Source organism: Nostoc sp. LEGE 06077 (assembly GCF_015207705.1).
GTDB lineage: Bacteria > Cyanobacteriota > Cyanobacteriia > Cyanobacteriales > Nostocaceae > Nostoc_B.
Genome location: NZ_JADEWI010000042.1, coordinates 16,359 through 35,324, shown reverse-complemented (window position 1 = coordinate 35,324; position 18,966 = coordinate 16,359). Strand labels below are relative to the sequence as shown.

Annotated in this window: 15 protein-coding genes; 12 read left to right on the top strand and 3 right to left on the bottom strand. The window is 43.3% G+C overall.

Annotated features, from left to right (window positions below; all coding sequences use genetic code 11):
- Positions 1–136 precede the first annotated feature (136 nt).
- The 6 genes from IQ244_RS22610 to IQ244_RS22585 all read left to right on the top strand — a co-directional run bounded on the left by IQ244_RS22610 (position 137) and on the right by IQ244_RS22585 (position 6,713).
- Positions 137–1,489 (top strand): M16 family metallopeptidase, encoded by a 1,353-nt coding sequence (locus IQ244_RS22610; protein WP_193898184.1) that lies wholly within the window; start codon positions 137–139, stop codon positions 1,487–1,489.
- A 94-nt stretch (positions 1,490–1,583) separates the two neighbouring features.
- Complete coding sequence (locus IQ244_RS22605) at positions 1,584–2,450, top strand: fructosamine kinase family protein (RefSeq protein WP_193898182.1); 867 nt, start codon at positions 1,584–1,586, stop codon at positions 2,448–2,450.
- Positions 2,451–2,607: 157 nt separating this feature from the next.
- A complete protein-coding gene (locus IQ244_RS22600) occupies positions 2,608–3,990 on the top strand; it encodes an AAA family ATPase (RefSeq protein WP_193898180.1) in 1,383 nt (460 codons plus the stop codon).
- Positions 3,990–4,745, top strand: coding sequence for a chromosome partitioning protein ParB (locus tag IQ244_RS22595; RefSeq protein WP_193898178.1), 756 nt, complete (start codon positions 3,990–3,992; stop codon positions 4,743–4,745). Before IQ244_RS22600 ends, IQ244_RS22595 begins: the two co-directional genes overlap by 1 nt.
- Before the next feature lie 35 nt (positions 4,746–4,780).
- A complete protein-coding gene (locus IQ244_RS22590) occupies positions 4,781–5,080 on the top strand; it encodes a hypothetical protein (RefSeq protein WP_193898176.1) in 300 nt (99 codons plus the stop codon).
- A 184-nt stretch (positions 5,081–5,264) separates the two neighbouring features.
- Positions 5,265–6,713 carry a GTP-binding protein gene (locus tag IQ244_RS22585; RefSeq protein ID WP_193898174.1) on the top strand — a complete coding sequence of 483 codons (1,449 nt, stop codon included), beginning with the start codon at positions 5,265–5,267 and terminating at the stop codon, positions 6,711–6,713.
- 27 nt (positions 6,714–6,740) lie between these two features.
- Here the strand turns inward: IQ244_RS22585 and IQ244_RS22580 are convergent, their stop codons facing one another.
- On the bottom strand, positions 6,741–7,718 hold the full coding sequence (locus tag IQ244_RS22580) for an AraC family transcriptional regulator (RefSeq protein WP_193898172.1): 978 nt from the start codon (positions 7,716–7,718) through the stop codon (positions 6,741–6,743).
- Positions 7,719–8,197: 479 nt separating this feature from the next.
- On the opposite strand from IQ244_RS22580, the gene IQ244_RS22575 reads away from it, so the two are divergent.
- From IQ244_RS22575 to IQ244_RS22565, 3 genes are all read left to right on the top strand, one after another.
- Complete coding sequence (locus tag IQ244_RS22575) at positions 8,198–8,974, top strand: SDR family oxidoreductase (RefSeq protein WP_193898170.1); 777 nt, start codon at positions 8,198–8,200, stop codon at positions 8,972–8,974.
- A 146-nt stretch (positions 8,975–9,120) separates the two neighbouring features.
- Positions 9,121–10,161 carry a zinc-dependent alcohol dehydrogenase family protein gene (locus IQ244_RS22570; RefSeq protein WP_193898168.1) on the top strand — a complete coding sequence of 347 codons (1,041 nt, stop codon included), beginning with the start codon at positions 9,121–9,123 and terminating at the stop codon, positions 10,159–10,161.
- A 24-nt stretch (positions 10,162–10,185) separates the two neighbouring features.
- Entirely contained in the window at positions 10,186–11,193 is a 1,008-nt protein-coding gene (locus IQ244_RS22565) for an aldo/keto reductase (RefSeq protein WP_193898166.1), read from the top strand.
- A gap of 689 nt (positions 11,194–11,882) precedes the next feature.
- Here IQ244_RS22565 and IQ244_RS22560 read toward each other — a convergent pair.
- Complete coding sequence (locus IQ244_RS22560) at positions 11,883–13,742, bottom strand: DUF1565 domain-containing protein (RefSeq protein ID WP_193898164.1); 1,860 nt, start codon at positions 13,740–13,742, stop codon at positions 11,883–11,885.
- Between the two features lie 275 nt (positions 13,743–14,017).
- On the opposite strand from IQ244_RS22560, the gene IQ244_RS22555 reads away from it, so the two are divergent.
- Together IQ244_RS22555 and thiS are read left to right on the top strand one after the other, a co-directional pair.
- Positions 14,018–15,133, top strand: a complete 1,116-nt coding sequence (locus tag IQ244_RS22555) for a thiamine phosphate synthase (RefSeq protein ID WP_193898163.1) — start codon at positions 14,018–14,020, stop codon at positions 15,131–15,133.
- A 36-nt stretch (positions 15,134–15,169) separates the two neighbouring features.
- On the top strand, positions 15,170–15,382 hold the full coding sequence (thiS, locus tag IQ244_RS22550; protein ID WP_193898161.1) for a sulfur carrier protein ThiS: 213 nt from the start codon (positions 15,170–15,172) through the stop codon (positions 15,380–15,382).
- On the opposite strand, the gene IQ244_RS22545 is transcribed toward thiS, so the two are convergent.
- Positions 15,379–16,590, bottom strand: a complete 1,212-nt coding sequence (locus IQ244_RS22545) for a glycosyltransferase family 4 protein (RefSeq protein ID WP_193898159.1) — start codon at positions 16,588–16,590, stop codon at positions 15,379–15,381. The two genes, thiS and IQ244_RS22545, sit on opposite strands and share 4 nt — an antisense overlap.
- Positions 16,591–17,981: 1,391 nt before the next feature.
- Here IQ244_RS22545 and IQ244_RS22540 point away from each other — a divergent pair.
- Positions 17,982–18,956 (top strand): DUF1517 domain-containing protein, encoded by a 975-nt coding sequence (locus IQ244_RS22540; RefSeq protein WP_193898157.1) that lies wholly within the window; start codon positions 17,982–17,984, stop codon positions 18,954–18,956.
- Positions 18,957–18,966 lie beyond the last annotated feature (10 nt).

Below are 18,966 nucleotides of genomic sequence, written 5' to 3'. Positions count from 1 at the left end.
TAGCCAGTTTAGGTATGATAAATTCATGGTAATTTTATTTTCGTAGAGAAAATATCAGGCTAATGCAACAACAAGAGATATTTTGGGGTGACGGATAATATAAAGGAATAAGAACCCTGTTCACTCACCACAAACCATGACCTCAACTCTGTTCAAATCTTCTCGTCTCAATTCCCCAACCCTACACAAGTTGCCTAATGGCTTGACAATCATTGCCGAACAAATGCCCATTGATGTTGTCAACCTCAATCTTTGGATTAAAGTTGGTTCAGCCGTAGAATCTGATGCTATCAACGGTATGGCTCACTTTTTAGAACACATGATTTTTAAAGGGACTGAGCGACTTGCTAGTGGAGAGTTTGAACGTCGCATTGAAGAACGAGGTGCTGTAACTAATGCGGCTACCAGTCAAGATTATACTCATTACTATATAACTACTGCGCCCCAAGATTTTGCTGAACTGGCTCCACTGCAAATTGATGTCGTATTTAATCCTAGTATTCCTGATGATGCTTTTGAACGTGAGCGTTCTGTCGTTTTAGAAGAAATCCGCCGTTCTGAAGATAACCCCCATCGCCGGACTTTTCGCCGCGCTATGGAAATGGCGTTTGATGTATTACCCTATCGCCGTCCCGTATTGGGGACAGAATCAGTAATATCTGGGCTACAACCCCAGCAGATGCGAGATTTTCATGCTGATTGGTATCAACCACAAGCGATTACGGCTGTGGCTGTAGGGAATTTACCTGTAGAACAACTAATTGAAACTGTTGCTGAAGGATTTACACAGGTTGGTAAAACTCAGCACGGGCTGAACGCCCCGCTACCGCTAACAGCACTCAGCGAGAAGTTGCGTGCGGGGGTTCCCCCCGTTGAGCAAACTTCGGTGACTCAGCACTTACAAATCAACCGTGAATCTGCATTTACCGAAATCGTGCGGCGAGAATTTGTTGATAAAAGCCTTCAGCAAGCAAGACTCGTGATGGTGTGGCGGGTTCCAGGGTTAGCCGAATTAAACCAGACTTATGGATTGGATGTCTTAGCAGGAGTGTTAGCACATGGAAGAACATCAAGATTAGTGAGGGATTTGCGGGAAGAACGAGGATTGGTTTCTTCCATCGCCGTTAGCAATATGAGCAATTTACTCCAGGGGACATTTTATATTTCTGCTAAATGTGCAGTAGAAAACTTAGCCATCGTAGAAGAAGCGATCGCCCAACACATCCGCAGACTACAAACAGAGTTAGTCACTGACAAAGAAATCTCCCGCATCCGCAAACGCGTCACCAACAGATTTGTCTTTGGTAACGAAACCCCAAGCGATCGCAGTGGCTTATATGGTTTCTATCAATCATTAGTAGGCGATTTAGAACCAGCTTTCAACTACCCAGCACACATCCAACAACAAGAAGCCAACGATTTACTTTTAGCAGCTAATCAATATCTCTGCCCAGAAGCTTATGGTGTAGTAGTCATGAAACCGATGTAAATTTTAGTCAATGGTCAATAGTCATTTGACTACTGACTATGCTAACTATCCCATTATTTGATAGCTCAAGTAATTTCATACTTCATACTTCAGAATGATTTGGACTGAAATTGATACCCATATTAGTAGGGTAACTGGCGAAACATTTCAAACTCAACAACGACGTTCTGTCAGTGGCGGATGTATTAATCAAGGTTACGCCGTTTCTAACCATGAAATAACATACTTCGTCAAACTCAATCAAGCTTCGCAAGTTGCCATGTTTGAAGCGGAAATGTTGGGTTTAAAGCAAATGTTAGCGAAAAATAGCATTCGCGTACCACAGCCGATTTGTTGGGGAACATCTGGTGATTCTGGCTACATTGTCTTGGAATGGCTAGAAATGGGTGGCGGTGACACCAAATCATGGGTAGAAATGGGACGCAAGTTAGCCACAATGCACAAAGCAACCAGCCAAAATGGTTTCGGTTGGGAGATGAATAACACTATTGGTTCCACTCCTCAAATCAACATTTGGACAGCAGATTGGATTGATTTTTATTGCAAGCATCGCCTCGGCTATCAATTTCAATTAGCGAGAAGGCGGGGTGGTAATTTCCCTAAACAAGATAAATTACTAGCAGCGATTCCCGAAATATTAGCAGAACACGAAGTCCAACCTTCCTTAGTCCACGGCGATCTATGGGGTGGTAATGCTGGATGTACGGTGTTAGGAGAACCAGTCATTTTTGATCCAGCCACTTATTATGGCGATCGCGAAGTGGATATTGCGATGACGGAACTTTTTGGTGGTTTTCCAGCCGCTTTTTATCAAGGTTATAACGCAGCTTTTCCCCTAGATACAGGTTATGAACGTCGTAAAACTTTGTATAACCTGTATCACATTTTGAACCACTTCAATTTATTTGGTGGTGGTTATGCTTCCCAAGCCAATCGGATGATTGAGCAAATTTTACGCTGAGATTGGGGAATGCGATCGCTTGCACAGTTAGCTAAAACGCATCTAAATTACAAATATTTAAAAAATATTGATACACGACCTTTATCAGTAAACTTGTGGCAAAATCAAACAAATGTAAGTGTTTTTCCATAAAGTAAAGTCTATAGAGGTAAACAATTTGCCTTTTAATCCTGAGTTATGCCGTAACGAAAGCGAAGTTGAAAGCAAACTCATAGTCCAATATTTGCTACCCCAGCTAGGATATACCCCCGATACCTGGCATCAAGAAGTTGCCGTTGGTAGCATCCGCCTAGATTTTCTAGCATTTGCAGCACAAGTCTTACCTTTCGTCATAGATGCTAACTCACCATTGAGTGTGGTGATGGAGGCAAAGCATCCTAAACAAAACTTAAATAATCACTTTCTTCGGCTCAGGCATTATTTAACCAGCTTGAATGTGAAATATGGATTATTGACTAATGGTAAGGAAATTAGAATCTATAAAAAATTAGCGGATGATGTTAAGTTAGTTTTTTCTTGTTCTGGGAAAGAAGTAGAGGAAAAATTAGAAGAAATCAAAGATTTCATTGGCAGAGATAGTTTGCTAAAAGAACAAGTTATGGAAGTTGTTAATGAATCCAATTTCCCAATAACTGAAACTTTTGATAATAAAAGGAAAAATGTAATGAAAACAATAGCAATTTATCATCATAAAGGTGGTGTTGGTAAAACTACAGTAGCTATTAACTTAGCTGCGGCATTGAGTAAAAAAGGAAAGAGAGTTCTTTTAATTGATATAGATGCTCAAGCTAACTCAACTTTTGCTACAGGTTTAGTTAAATTTCAATTTGAGGAAGATGATGATATAAGAGATAGTAATGTTTATCATTTATTAGAAAAAAGCGAATTTAATTTTATTCCAGATATTGTTAGGCAATCTAAATTTTTTAATAATCCAGAAATTGATGTTATTCCTTCGCATATAAACCTAGTTGCACTTCAGTCTAATTTGGTAAAATTTGGAGCTAGTAGGAGTAGATTAGCTAGAAAGCTAGAAAAGGTAAAAACGGACTATGATATCGTAATTATTGATACGCCTCCATCTCTTGATTTATATGCGGAAGCCGCTTTGACTGCTGCTGATTATCTCATAATACCTTCAGATTTAAAGCCATTTTCAAACCAGGGTTTATCTAGTGTTAAAAACTTTGTTAAACAAGAGATTAATGAGAATAAAGAAGGATTAGGAAAACCACCACTTACGATTCTAGGTGTTCTACCGTCTAAAATTTCAACTAATGCTCAGTATCTGAAGTACAATTTCTCTAAACATAAAAGTGTAATTACAGAACGCTATCATCTTCCACTGATGGACAGTGTTATTTCGGAAAGAACCGCATTATCAGCTTGTATTAACAAAACTATACCTTTGGGGAATATGGACATTCCTGATCCTAAATCTATTCTTGATTTTGCTACTAATGATCCTTCCGCAAATGTATCTGCTGCTGAGTTTGAATCTTTAGCTATAGAAGTTTTAACAAAAATGGAGATGGAATAATGACTGATTTTTTGATGGTAGATGTTGCCAGTGTTATTTCAAATGTTCCTCGTTCAAATTTTAAAGAAGCTGATTTAGATAATCTTGCAGATATGATATTAAAATCAGAAGGTATTCTTAGACCTCTGGTTTTAAAAAAAATTGGATTTGAGAAATATGCAGTAATTGATGGACATTTTGAATACTATGCTTCTGTAAGGGCTAGAGAAAAAAATCCCAGTGAAGGTGAAATGGTTAATTCCTTAATTGTTTCACCTAATAAAGAAGAAGTAGTATTAAAGCAAGCTAACTTTCTTAAAAAAATAGAATATGGTGATAATTTACCAGAAATTGTAAATCAGCCAATAAAAACAGATGTAATACCTACCCAAAGTAGTGAAATTAGTTTAATAGAAAAGCAAATTAATGACTTAAGGGTAGAGTTAGCACAAGAAAGGCAAGAAAGACAAAAACTCTATGAATACATAAAGTCACTTGAAACTCAAATACCCAAGCAGATTACACCATTAGAAGCATTTAATAGTTTAAATCTACTGGAACTCACTTTAAGATTAAGAACGGCTGGATTTACAGATAAAAAAGCTGCTCAAGTTGCTGAAAGCGTTGAAAAAGCACGGAAGAAGAAACAATTTGAATCTCTAAAAGATGTAATAGCCAGAGTAACAATTGCTAGTGCTAAAAAACAAGTTAAGGGTATAAGCGCTGACAAGATGGTAGATATTGTTGATATTTGGTCACATATTTTATTTAAGTAATTTTTACTTAAAAGTTTTTGCGATTTGTTTTCATAATGAAAATTGACGTTAACAATCTCTTCACTATTATTTCTTTAGCCTTTATGCTCATTGGTGGAATTTATCATTTAGCGAGAATGAAAGCCAATATAGTTGCTAAAATTGGTTTGCTCGATAAAAAGCTTGACATCAATCTCACCGACTATCAGTCAAAGAATGAGCATTACGAATATCGGATCAATGGCTTAGACAAGCTATTGCAGCACCAAGGTAATCGGCTTAAAGACTGGGTTGATCAAATTGCTGGTCACTTGTCCGAGAAGACTGGTTTGATGATCCGCGATCGCAAACTCTAGGATTTAACTCTCTGGGGATTCAATCTACTACTTTTTATGACACTCCAAGCCCATCAAAAGCTTAAATAGCGATCGCGAAGTGAGTCCTATTTTCATTAGTGCCAGCCGATGAAGATAATTTCCCTCATATCCTGTAAAAATAACTAGGATTAAAAATGAGGTAAATCAAAAATCTCTGATTAACATGCCCTCTAAATTGCCAGAACCAGACCAAAGCAACTCACCCAACTGGGAGGAAGAACTAGATAGTGCCATTTTTAGCTTTGAAGACATTCAAGCGGAACTGAATTATAAACAAGCCCAAACAGCACTGCGAAACTTGGTAGCTAATCTTGACCTTACACCACGAGAAAAAGCCGGGTTAGAAACCGAACTGGCTGATTTAGAAACCATGCTGGCCAAGTTAGACCGAATGGTTGTGCAGATTGCAGCTTTTGGGATGGTAGGACGGGGTAAATCATCTCTGTTAAATGCGTTGGTGGGACAACCTGTATTTGAAACTGGCCCTTTACATGGTGTCACTCGTGCAGCACAGCGGGTTAATTGGAGTATTCACGAAGAAATTATTGGGACAAATGAACGAGCTTTGCGAGTCACTTTACCTAGTATTGGTCAATCGCAAGTAGAACTCATTGATACGCCTGGATTGGATGAAGTTGATGGTGATACTCGTGCAGCCTTGGCGGAACAAATCGCCAAACAAGCCGATTTGATTTTGTTTGTGATTTCGGGAGATATGACTAAAATTGAACACCAAGCTCTTTCGCAGTTGCGAGAAGCAGGGAAACCGATAATTTTGGTGTTTAACAAAGTCGACCAATATCCCGCAGCCGATCGCCTGGCAATTTATGAAAAAATTCGCGATGAACGGGTAAAAGAATTACTTACGCCTCTAGAAATTGTTATGTCAGCCGCCTCACCATTAGTCAAAACAGCGGTAATTCGCCCTGATGGGAGTAGAGGCTTACAGATGCGTACAGGTAATGCCCAAGTAGAAGAATTGAAGCTGAAAATATTAGAGATTTTGCAGCGTGAGGGTAAAGCTTTAGTCGCCCTTAACTCGATGTTGTATGCAGACACAGTAAATGAGCAACTGGTACAACGTAAACTCTTGATTCGGGAACAGAACGCCAATCAGTTGATTTGGAAAGCAGTTATGGCTAAAGCACTGGCGATCGCTCTCAATCCAGTCACAGTAGTAGATATACTGAGTAGTATAGTTATTGATATTGCTTTAATTTTAGGTCTATCCAAACTCTACGCCATGCCAATGACCGAAGCTGGTGCCATAAAATTACTGCAAAAAATTGCCTTGAGTATGGGCGGTATTGGTGTTAGCGAATTACTCGCAAACTTAGGACTAAGCGGCTTAAAAACCTTACTTGGGATCTCTGCACCAGTTACAGCAGGCGCTACCCTGGCACCTTATGTAACAGTCGCATTAACCCAAGCAGGTGTAGCTGGTGTATCTTCTTACGGCATTGGCCAAGTTACTAAAGCTTATTTAGCCAATGGCGCAACTTGGGGGCCAGAGGGGCCAAAAGCAGTCATCAGTAAAATTTTGGCTAACCTAGATGAAGCTTCCATTCTTAACCGCATTAAAGATGAGTTGCAATTGAAGTTGAAAGTCTAAGGAAAAAATTACTACTAGCTTTTCTGATTACTGAATAGGTGTTCTAGCAGCTTCTCGCAGCCGCTCCACATCGCGCATCGGTGGGGCACCAAAGAGCCGCTTGTACTCTCGGTTAAAATGCGAGGCATCGTCGTAACCCACGCGGTAGGCAGCACTGGTAGCATCAAGCTTTTCCCCCAGCATCAGACGGCGGGCTTCTTGGAGGCGTAGTTGCTTTTGGTACTGCAAGGGACTCATGGCAGTGACAGACTTGAAGTGATGGTGGAAGCCCGATACACTCATTCCCAGTTCTCGTGCGATGCTTTCAATCTTGATCGGCTCGTTAAAGTCTTTACGAAGTCGCTCGACGGCTCTGGCGATGTGGTAAGTGTAGCCACCCAGAACTGCAATATGACGGAGCCGATTACCTTGCTCTCCCATCAGGAGCCGGTAAATGATTTCCCGCTTAATCAGTGGCGCAAGAACATGAGCTTCAGTAGGGGAATCCAAAAGCCTGACGAGACGCACTACAGCGTCCAACAGATTTGTATTCAATGGACTTACATCAATCGCTTTCACATCAGCACGACTGCGCGATGAGGGATACCCTGCCTCGACCATCACTGAGCCAACGAGGGTGGGGTCAAGATCGAGGCGAAGACTAAGGTAAGGTTGCTCCTTGGACGCTTCCAGAATTTGGCTGATAATTGGCAGTTCAACCGTAGAAAGCAGATAATGCATCGGGTCGTACTGATAGCGATCGCTACCCAGCATAACTTCTTTGCTGCCCTGAGCGATCGCACAAAATGCAGGGATAGAGACACTATGAACGCATTCCGAAGGCGAGGAGGAGCGGTTGAAGTGCAATCCTTTGAGCGGCTCAATCGTCCCATCATGAGGAATCGCCTGGGCAATTCGTTCAGTCAGTTCGTCTCTGTGGGCTTGCGCTCTGGCTGCCTCGCGCTTTGCCTGCGGGTCGTTCATTAAATTGATATCGGACGTTTCACTCGTTTTGACAGCATTCATTTCTAAGTTTGCAGGATTGTACAACAATCTTAGACGATCGTTTTATTGCTTATCCTCCAAAATGCCTAAGATAAAGCTAAAGCAATGAAAAACGATTCCGGCTTCTTGCAAGGGTCTGGATTTTTATTTAAGAGAAAACTCAGTTTTGATTGAGCAAGAGATTCGCCTACTAACAACCAAAATGGCATCAAGGCTAACCTTGCTTATTAAAAAATCCCATCCCTACCGATAGAAGAGACGATAAGCGATCAATCTCTACGATTGAATAGCAGCCCAAATGGCATCAAGTGAAGGAATGAAAAATGGACATCAAACGAAGTGGCTCACAGCCTTCCGCCAAAGGATCGGCTGATCAGGAGGCGCTCGACGGCAAGCCTGTGGATTGGCTGGAACAAGTCAGCGACGAACAATACTCCATCTAATCACCACATCCGGTGGTTTTAAGACCTTGTTACGCGAAGAATCGAAGGAGAACAATAGTGACTGCGAACGAGAATGGAAACTACACAGGAAAGGTTGCATTTGTGACCGGAGGAGCGAGCGGCATCGGTCGAGCTACAGCGCTGGCGTTTGCCCGTGAGGGTGCCAGCGTGGTGGTTGCTGATGTTTCAGAACCGAGTAATCAAGAAACGGCACGCATGATCGAAGAACTCGGCGGTCAGGCGATCGCAGTCAGGTGCGATGTAACACGGGGTGAGGACGTGAAGGTGGCGCTGGACAAGACTGTTGATGCTTTCGGGCGGCTGGACTTCGCCTTCAACAACGCGGGCATCGAGCCGAGGAAGGCGGCTCCGACTGCGGAGTATGAGGAGGATGAATGGAACCGGATTATTGACATCGACCTCCGCGGCGTTTTCCTCTGTATGAAGCACGAGATCCCGCTGATCCTCAAGCAGGGACGCGGCGCGATCGTCAACACGTCATCGGGTGCTGGAATCATCGGCATCAAGGGCAGCCCCGCGTACACCGCCGCGAAACATGGTGTGATTGGACTGACCAAGGCAGCAGCCCTAGACTATGCCGCGCAGAACATCCGCATCAACGCCGTCTGTCCCGGCTACATCGACACCCCGATGATGGGTCGCTTCACCGGCGGCACGGACGAAGGGCGCGCGAAGGTGATTGCAGAGGAGCCGGTTGGACGGATGGGCAAGCCTGAGGAGATCGCTGCGGCCGTCGTCTGGCTGTGTTCGGACGCGGCTGCTTTCGTCGTTGGACACGCCATGATCATCGACGGCGGCCAAACGGTGCAGTGATGTTCGAGGCAGTCACCTGCGCCATAAGCCAGCCAGATGCTATGGATATGAACGAGATGATGTTCTAACCCATGAGCCAAGTGTTCTAAAAACACGTAACTGACAAACAAACCTAAGTATCCATTTTTCACTTCGGAGATTGTTCGATGAAAGCAACTGTTTACTATGCCCCTGGTGATGTTCGAGTGGAGACTGTTCCCGATCCCATGATTCAACAGCCCACAGATGCCATTGTCCGGATTACTCACGCCTGCATCTGCGGCTCTGACCTCTGGTTCTATCGGGGTGAAGAAGAGTGGCAACCAGGTTGGCGAACAGGACACGAATGGATGGGAATTGTGGAAGAAGTTGGCTCTGAGGTTAATACGCTGAAAAAAGGCGATCGCGTCCTTGCTCCCTTTGCGTTTTCCGATGGCACCTGTGAATTCTGCCATAAAGGAATCCAAACCTCTTGCGTACATGGTGGTTTTTGGGGGGGAAGCACAAACGATGGTGGACAAGCCCAAGCCATCCGTTCGCCCTTGGCCGATGGCACATTAGTCGTCATTCCCAAGGACGTTGAGAATGATGATGACCTCCTCACCGCCATTCTGCCGCTTACTGATGTGATGTCTACCGGACATCATGCTGCTATCTCAGCAGGAGTCCGCACAGGCAGTACAGTTGCAGTTATTGGCGATGGTGCAGTTGGTTTATGTGGCGTGCTTGCCGCCAAACGACTTGGTGCTGAACGCATCATTATTTTGGGGCGACACAAATCGCGGCTGGAGATTGCCCGTCGGTTTGGTGCAACGGATGTTGTCAGCAGTCGAGGTGAGGAAGCGATCGCTTCTGTGCAAGAAATGACCCAAGGCGGTGCAGAGTCAGTACTGGAATGTGTGGGCAGTGAGTCTGCAATGGCAACGGCGATCGGTATTGCGCGTCCTGGTGGAGCGATCGGCTATGTCGGCGTGCCGCACGGCAGCGGCCATAATTTCAATTTGGGTCGTTTATTTAGGCAAAACATCACTTTGCGAGGTGGTGTTGCTCCTGTCCGTGCCTACATTCCAGAATTGTTAGCCGATACAGTGGCAGGCAAACTCGATGCTTCTGCGGTTCTCGATTTAACAGTCGATCTTGATGATGTCCCCAAAGGATATGCCTCAATGGATAGTCGAGAAGCGATCAAAGTCATGGTGAAACCTTAATTCTCAAAGACAGGAGTGCAAGCAATGCAAAAGCGTAAACTGGGAAACAGCAACTTAGAAGTCTCGGCGATCGGGCTGGGCTGTATGGGAATGAGCTTTTCTTATGGCCCACCCAAAGACACCCAAGAAATGACCAATCTTCTCCAGTCCGCCGTTGAACGCGGTGTGACATTCTTTGATACAGCTGAGGTTTACGGCCCTTTCTTGAACGAAGAGCTTGTGGGTGAAGCCCTCGCTCCCTTCCGTGGGCAAGTGGTCATTGCCACCAAATTTGGGTTCGACATCAGTCCTAATTCTGATCCCCGTGGGATGAAGGGTTCACCCGGTCTAAATAGCCGACCGGAGCATATTAAGGAAGCCGTGGAGGGTTCACTCAAGCGACTCAAGGTGGAGGTGATTGACCTGCTCTATCAGCACCGGGTTGACCCGAACGTACCGATTGAAGACGTAGCTGGAGCCGTTAAGGAACTAATTCAGGCAGGTAAGGTGAAGCACTTTGGACTCTCTGAAGCAGGGGTGCAAACAATCCGTCGCGCACACGCGGTTCAGCCGGTCACTGCTCTTCAGAGCGAATACTCACTCTGGTGGAGAAAGCCTGAAGCAGAAGTGATACCGACCCTTGAGGAACTGGGAATCGGCTTTGTCCCGTACAGTCCGCTGGGCAAAGGCTTTCTCACTGGCAAGATGGACGAGAAAACCACCTTCGACAGTTCCGACTTTCGCAGCACTTTGCCTCGCTTCACGCCGGAGGCACTCAAGGCGAATCAAGCTTTGATTAATCTTCTCGGTAGCATTGCAGAACAGAAACAGGCGACACCTGCTCAGATTGCACTTGCTTGGCTGCTGGCTCAAAAGCCGTGGATTGTTCCGATTCCAGGCACCACGAAGCTACATCGCTTGGACGAAAACATCGGGGCAGTTTCAGTCGAACTCACGCCCGACGATCTGCGTGACATCGATGATGCCGCCTCCAAGATCACTGTGCAAGGAGCTAGATACCCCGAAAAGTTGGAGCAAATGACTGGTCGTTGAACGGCGAAAAATGTTTGCTCTGATTGCATTCCGTAGCTCACTCAAAGCTTTTTCAATTAACTACCCAGACCTCAATAAAGTAGGTCTGGGTAGCTTATTAGAACATAACGCGATGTGCATATTTTTGAAACCCAACTTCCATTCCTCTCCCCTGCAAGGAGCTACCCTACCGTATACACACAAGTCAAAAATTTTCATGTTCAGCCACATCCCGCCTAGAACTAAAGTTCCAGGCTCATAGCCAAAGTCCACAAAGCGTGGACTGGAATGTATTTCTGGTTGAGTCATCTGAAGATGACTTGCGCTATAAGACTCGGAATTCATTCCGAGGCGGGACAGATGCAGTTAACGAACATTTGTGTGTACACCTTAGCCTACAAGGAGAGAGGCTTTGAATCTTGCTCCCCTTCCCTACGTTCGCGCAGCGTGTCGTTCGCGTTAGCGTTGCGTAGCAAAGACAGAGAAGGGTTTGGGCGTTAGGTTTGAGATAAAGTTGCACACGGCGTAACATATAGGAATCCGACTTGATTATTGAAATTACTTGTGTAGGCAGGGAACAGACAAAAATAATTATTTAGTGCAAACTTACAGAGATTTGGTATTAGGACATCGGTAAGCGATAAAACTTAGACAATAAAAGACTTTTAACTCTGTTCCCTGTTCTTTGTCCCCTATCCCCTGCCATACCTTTAATTCAAAGGTTCAATAATGGTTCGCAAGCCATTGCTGGTGAGATTTTTTAACATTTCATCAGCGTTAGAACGATTGCTAAATACGCCTGCTTGCATAACTTTGCGCCCTTGCCAGATGGTAGAGAATGCACCTGGAGCAACATATCGCACTAATTCCTGTTCTTGTTCGTTGGCTACTTCGACAATGACGCGGTAACGGATACCATTGGTAGGCTGTAAATAACTTTGAGTGTCAGCAGTTGTATTTGTTTGGGGAACTGGAACTTTTCGCAGGTTGCGCGTATTGCCAAGGGGAACATTTCCGTTGGGAACAGGTAAAAGGGCTGTACTACCTGGAGAAATCAAGGCTGATGCTTGACCCCGACTGGGTAATGTTGTCGTCGGTGTTTGGATAGAATCGGGTGCAGTAAATTCAATGGTTTTAGGGTCAATCTGCACGTAATTGAACTGTGGAGATGATGGTTGCAGAACTGGTAGGGTTGTAATTTTAGCTGTGGGAGCAACTTGAGTGTTGGTTGGTGGTTGTTGTCCAACTAAGCTGCTGGGTATGGGGAAACCTCCAGGGGGAGGAGTTAATTTTTGTTGGGGAGATTTTTTGGATGCAATGGGTTTTGTGGGTAATGTGGCGGCGGGATTCGGTGTAGGAGGAACTTCTGTTGCCGAAAAGGTAATTTCTTGAGTAGTTGGAATTGCTGAGGTAACTGTGTTTGGTGGAGTTGGTTGAGGGTTATCAGTAATAGCAGCAGTTTGAGCGTTAAAATTTACTTTACCGGCGATGCGGTTGTCAATTAAAGTATTGCCTGTGGCGGCGATCGCTTCTTTGGCTGCACTAGCGTTAATATCATAGCGAGCATTATTGCGAAATTCGTTACCACCAGCTTCTGTAATAGTACCTAAGTCGGGCAGAGCTTGAGCGATCGCTACTAAACCATCTTCTTGACTATCGGCAATTAAATTATTCCGAACAATTGGACGCGCCTTTCCTTGGACTAAAATTCCCGAACGGTTTTTCTGAATTTGATTACCTATAACTACAGGTGCGGCATTTTGGGTGATATTTACCCCATAACCTGTTTCTTGAAAGATATTTTCCTGTACCTGAGCTTGGGAATTACCACTGAGGGTGATACCGTTGGCTCCATTACGATAAAAATAATTTTTACTAATTGTCGGTGCGCCATTACCGCTGACAGCTACACCATCTTGGGTATTTCCGGTAAATGTATTTTCCGAAATTACAGGATTACTCGATTCAATCCACACACCATAACCACGGGGATTAACATTGCTGACTGTCACCCCGGTTAACTCCGCTTGGTTTGCACCGACAATTGTCACATTTTGCCCACCATAACTGCGACTAAGGTACAAGCCACCACCTTGAATGGTAATTCCACTGCCTTTATTAGTTACATCACCTTGAATGGAAACGCCAGGACGCAGTATTAAGGGAAACATTTCACCAGCTTCAGCACTGTAATGACCAGGAGCCAGCATAATTACTGTATTCCCTGTAGCAACACGCAGAGCTTGGGTAATAGTTTTTAAAGGAGTGCGATCGCTCCCATTACCTGTAGTGTCATCCCCGATACTTGGGTTGACAAATAGGACATTAACCTGAGAGAGTGTTCTTTCACCCAGGGGCATCCGATCTGGTATCGATGGCATCTGAGCAACGGCGCTATTGTTGATTGCCAGCAAACTTAAGCCTGCCACTCCTATACCAAACAGATAAAGCAAAAGTGAGTAACCAAAAGCTATCGGTATAGCTAAGTCCAACGATGGATGTGGTTGATCAAGGGTCATTAGCTTGAGCGCTAGTCGAGGATGTTGACCAGACACATTGGGGGAAACCATTTTTACAATACTCCTGAGAAATAACAATAAAGTCTTATACCCTTAGACAGTAATATGTCGATAATGTTACCCACAATATTGACCGATTGGCTATTTTGAAGACAAAGTAATTAATGAAGGGATTGTTAAGGGTGAAGGATAAAGGCTGAAAGATGAAATTACCCGTAGGGAAGCCACCCAAAGGGTGTTTACATACTTCATACTTTACATTTACTACTTCTCTCTTCTTAATACCTCTTGCTTAGTAAATTAATAATGCTAAAAACATTGCACATATGAAAGAGGCTGACTATTATGAAAGCACTAATGGAGTTGTGGTAATGGTCGAGCCGTATAGCCAAAAAGAGCAAATACAGCAAGTTGTTTACCGCATATTAGATGCTAATTTAGACCGCACTCGTGAAGGCTTACGCATCATCGAGGAGTGGTGTCGTTTTGGCTTGAATAATGTCCAGTTAGCAGGGGAATGCAAATACCTGCGACAAGAGTTAGCAAAATGGCATACGGCGGAAATACGGGCGGCGCGAGATACAGTCGGAGATATCGGTACTGAATTATCCCATCCCCAAGAAGAACAACGCTCTAGTATTAAGTTGTTATTGCAAGCTAACTTTTGCCGTGTCCAAGAAGCATTGCGAGTATTGGAAGAATACGGCAAGCTATATAGTGCAAACATGGGCAAAGCTTTTAAGCAGATGCGCTATCGGGTTTACACCCTAGAAAGTAATTTGATGGGTTATCAGCGCCATCAATTATTATGGCGATCGCATTTATATTTAGTTACATCCCCATCAGATACTTTGTTAGCCACGGTAGAATCTGCTCTGAAAGGCGGATTGACTCTAGTACAGTACCGCGATAAAAATAACGATGATACTGTACGGCTAGAAAACGCGACTAAACTCCGGCAGCTATGTCATGCTTACGGTGCTTTGTTTATTATGAATGATCGCGTAGACTTAGCTTTAGCTGTAGATGCCGATGGTGTACATCTGGGACAACAAGATATGCCCATCGCTATGGCGCGACAATTATTAGGGCCACAGAAGATCATTGGTCGTTCCACCACTAATTCGGAAGAAATGCACAAAGCCATTACCGAAGGTGCTGATTATATCGGTGTCGGCCCGATTTATGAAACTCCCACAAAAGCAGGTAAGGCCGCAGCTGGCTTAGAATATGTCCGGTACGCCGCCCAAAATAGTCAGATACCTTGGTTTGCCATTGGTGGCATTGATGCCAATAATATCAATGATGTGATTGATGCGGGAGCCGAAAGAGTGGCGGTGGTGCGATCGCTCATGCAAGCAGAACAGCCAACTTTAGTTACCCAATACCTGCTATCTCAGCTTAATCGAGTCAAACCACAACCAGAAATCATTCAAAATTAAACTTACTCAGCATTTAGCACTCAGCACTCAGCAGTTATGTCCGAGCAAATTACCCTTCAGGTAAATGGGGAAACTCGCGTTTGTTCAACTCCATCCTTGTTACCTGATTTATTACAACAGTTAGGTTTCAATCCGCGCTTAGTGGCGGTGGAGTATAACGGGGAAATTTTACATCGCCAATTTTGGTCACAAACTATCATACAACCAGGCGATCGCTTGGAAGTTGTCACCATTGTCGGCGGTGGTTAATTTTCTTGATAAAGCATCCGGTGAAGAGTTTTGCGCCTCGCAAATTCTTTACCCTTGCGACCCAGTTGTTCTCGCAATTGCTGGTCTTGACACAAGCGTTTAAAGGCTTGAAAAACCTCATATCCAGATTTAGGGTTCACTAACAGACCATTTTCTTCGTGACTCACAACCTCAATCACCGAACCTAAACGCGAAGCAATTACAGGTTTACCAAAGTAGCTGGCTTCTAAATATGTCACACCAAAACCATCCATAAATCTCGTTTTGGCATTATCCAAAGTCAGCATGGCAAAGATATCACAAGCAGCATAATAACCTGCTAACTCACTCTCAGATACTTGGCCAGCAAAGTGTACCCGCTGGTCTACACGCAAGCGTTGCGCTAAAGTTTTCAGTTCCGTTTCACAAGCACCTTGACCGCAAAGTATGTAGTGAACGTCTATCCCGATAGTTAGTAAGAGTGGTAGATTCTCAATCACCCGTTCAAAACTTTTGTGTTTTACCAATTGTCCAACCGAAAGAATGACAATTGCTGTTTCAGGAATGTTGTAAATTTGACGAACTTTCACGCGTAAATCATCAAGATTGCTGTGGTTTGTCCCAATGCTAAATTTCTCAGGTCTGACCACAGGATGAATTACATGGGTAGGGGTTGGGAGGCGGAAAGTGTTTCTGAGGTAATCTCTGGTAAAGACGCTGTTACAAACAATACCTGTGGCGCGGGACAGGGTTAATTTAAAGAGCGATCGCCATACTGGGTTGCTTAAGGCCGTGCGAATATCATGACCATGCAAATAAATAAAAAAGCGAATAGGTAACAGATAACTCAATAATAATAATGCCGGAAATTCGTAGCTATGTCCCCATTCTATATAGCGATAGTGATAGCGAAAATAGAGTTTGATCGCTAAAATAAATGACCCAACTAGATTCACCAAAGGCTGGAGGAGATTCCCCCAAAACCCCCCTAGCCAGTATTGAAAGCTTGGCCAGCGATAGATAGGAAATTGCTGAGTCTCATCAAATTTTTTATCTCCTGCACAACTCGCAGCTAACACAATAATCCGTTCTGGATCTTGTAGACAACGATTATAGATATATTCGCTAATAACCGCTTCTTGCGGTAAGAATAGACGAGATATGACTAAAATATCGGGGAATGAAGTTTTCTCTCTAATATTTGTTCCTAATTGAGAAATATGTTCCATGTTAACTTTAGTAAGTTTAATTAAAAAACCTGGATTTTTGCATATTAAATTTAAGTGAAGTGTCGCTGGTAAGTTAGCTCTAAGGCATGGAATTTGCCAACTTATGAGCGTCTTTGTTTTTTGAAGTTGATCTCAGCCAAAATCTGCCCTGATTCTTGATATTTCAGCAGAATTAATAGCAAAATCAATTAATTGCTTAATAGTAGTTCTGAACACCCATAACTTAATAAAGTTAAACAAGGTGAAACCTACTACTCTAAGTTGTTGTTGTCAGAAATTTGCTCTGATAATTCGGCTGAAGCTTAGTCCTATTTCCACTATATGTGGAATCAGAATTTATTTCTATCTTGCCATTGGGTCAATTATGAACTATGTATCTAATTTTCCCCTTAAGGATATTTTAGCCAATCGAGATTGTAAAAAGCGAAGCGCCATCTGCTTTTAGCAGTTGCTACTTTGTACTTTTGGCTTTATGTAACCTAACTTTTGCCTATTTATCATTTATCCAAATTTAGAATTTGGATTGCACTCAATGTCAAATAGCTATAAATAGCTATAACTTTCGTCTAAATTAGTTACAAACTGTAACTAATTTAGACTCCCGCAAGATATTGCCATTCTGTATTCCCATATTGTCATCCCAGCCTGTGAAAACATCATGCTCAATTCCTCTTATTTTGAGTAAATGTATTAACAAGCTTTAAAAGATATTTTAAAACAATAAATATAGAGATTTACTTGTTGTTTGTGTGAAGTGTTTGTTAATTATATATTTTGGTAACAATTGACTCTATTTAGGCAGTTTATCTTCAGGCAATAGTTAGCAATTTTGGCTACAAGCATCTCTAACAGAAGATAGAAAAAAGCCAAAAACTCTTTAGATATCATAGTTTAGCTGAGATTATGCCTAATAGGTAGCCAAAATGCCACAGAATTTTTCAATAGAAATGATAGGTGTTAAGCTAGGGTAACGAGGAAAGAAATTTTTGGTATTGAATAATAATATCGATACAAGTATAAGCTTAGTGACAAATAATTCAATTTAAAATCAGAGAGATCGCCGTAGTTTAGATTGACTTTAGACTTAACAGTCTGCCTTCCATCTATGGCCTGATTTTACGGCAATTATTAATTGATCCCAAAGTTCCTACTATCAAGCATGAGTTCCAAGGTACGGTAATCTACTACAGAAATCCCCCCTCCGTCTGCTGTGTGCCTAAGATAAGACGCGGTAAATTGAAGATGTAGCAACAAATCAATGATGTTACAAAAAGCTACTGCCAATTACATACTCGCTTACTAGTCGCGGGCTGGCATCAGCTACACACCGCAAAAATCCTACCAAAATAGGATGCAATATTCAGTAATAAAATTTTTCAAGCGACTGTGTTATGCGTAAAAAAATACAACAAACCATCAAACCGCTGTTAAAAACGTTCTTTGTCCTCAGCCTAGTTTTAACTTTAGCCCTAGGTCATGCTGACGGCGCATTAGCCGCCCGCAGTGGTGGTCGCATTGGCGGCGGTTCTTTTAGAATGCCTTCTAGTAGCCGTACCTATACACCACGCACCTACGCACCTCCTGGTGGTGGCGGATACTATCCTGGTGGTGGTGGATTTGGCTTTCCCTTCCTACTTCCTTTGTGGGGGTTCGGTGGCGGATTTGGCGGTCTGTTTTCGATTTTAATCTTTATTGCGATCGCTAACTTCCTTGTCCAAACTTTCCGCCGTAACAGTAGTGACGGAGCAGAAGGAGTGGATTATGGTAGCAACCCCAATGTTTCTGTAACTCGTTTGCAAGTTGGTTTGTTAGCTCAAGCTCGTGATTTGCAACCCGAACTCAACAAAATTGCTGAACTTGCTGATACTAACTCGCCCGAAGGTAGAGCCGCAGTGATGCAAGAAACTAGCCTCGCTTTACTTCGCCATCCAGAATACTGGGTATATGCAGGCGGTGGTACACAACAAGCGAAGTTAAGCTCTGCGGAAAGTCAGTTTAACCGTTTAGCATTGGCAGAACGCAGCAAATTTAGCAAAGAAACCCTTTCTAACGTCAATAATCAACTCAAAGCCGCTCTCGCTCAAGAAGCTTTACCTGCTAATAGTGAACTTGACAACCCAACTCGGCTAATTAGTGAAGGCCCTGGAGAATATATTATTGTTACCTTGTTGGCGGCAACTTTAGGTAAATTAGAAACTCCAGCTATTAACTCTACAGAAAGCTTACGTCAAGTTTTGCGCCAAATTGGGAGCATTCCCGGTGAGCAACTGTTAGCAATTGAAGTTCTGTGGACTCCCCAAGCTGAAGGTGATACTCTCACTGCCGATGATTTATTAGCAGAGTATCCTGATTTGATGCTGGTGTAATATAGCAGGT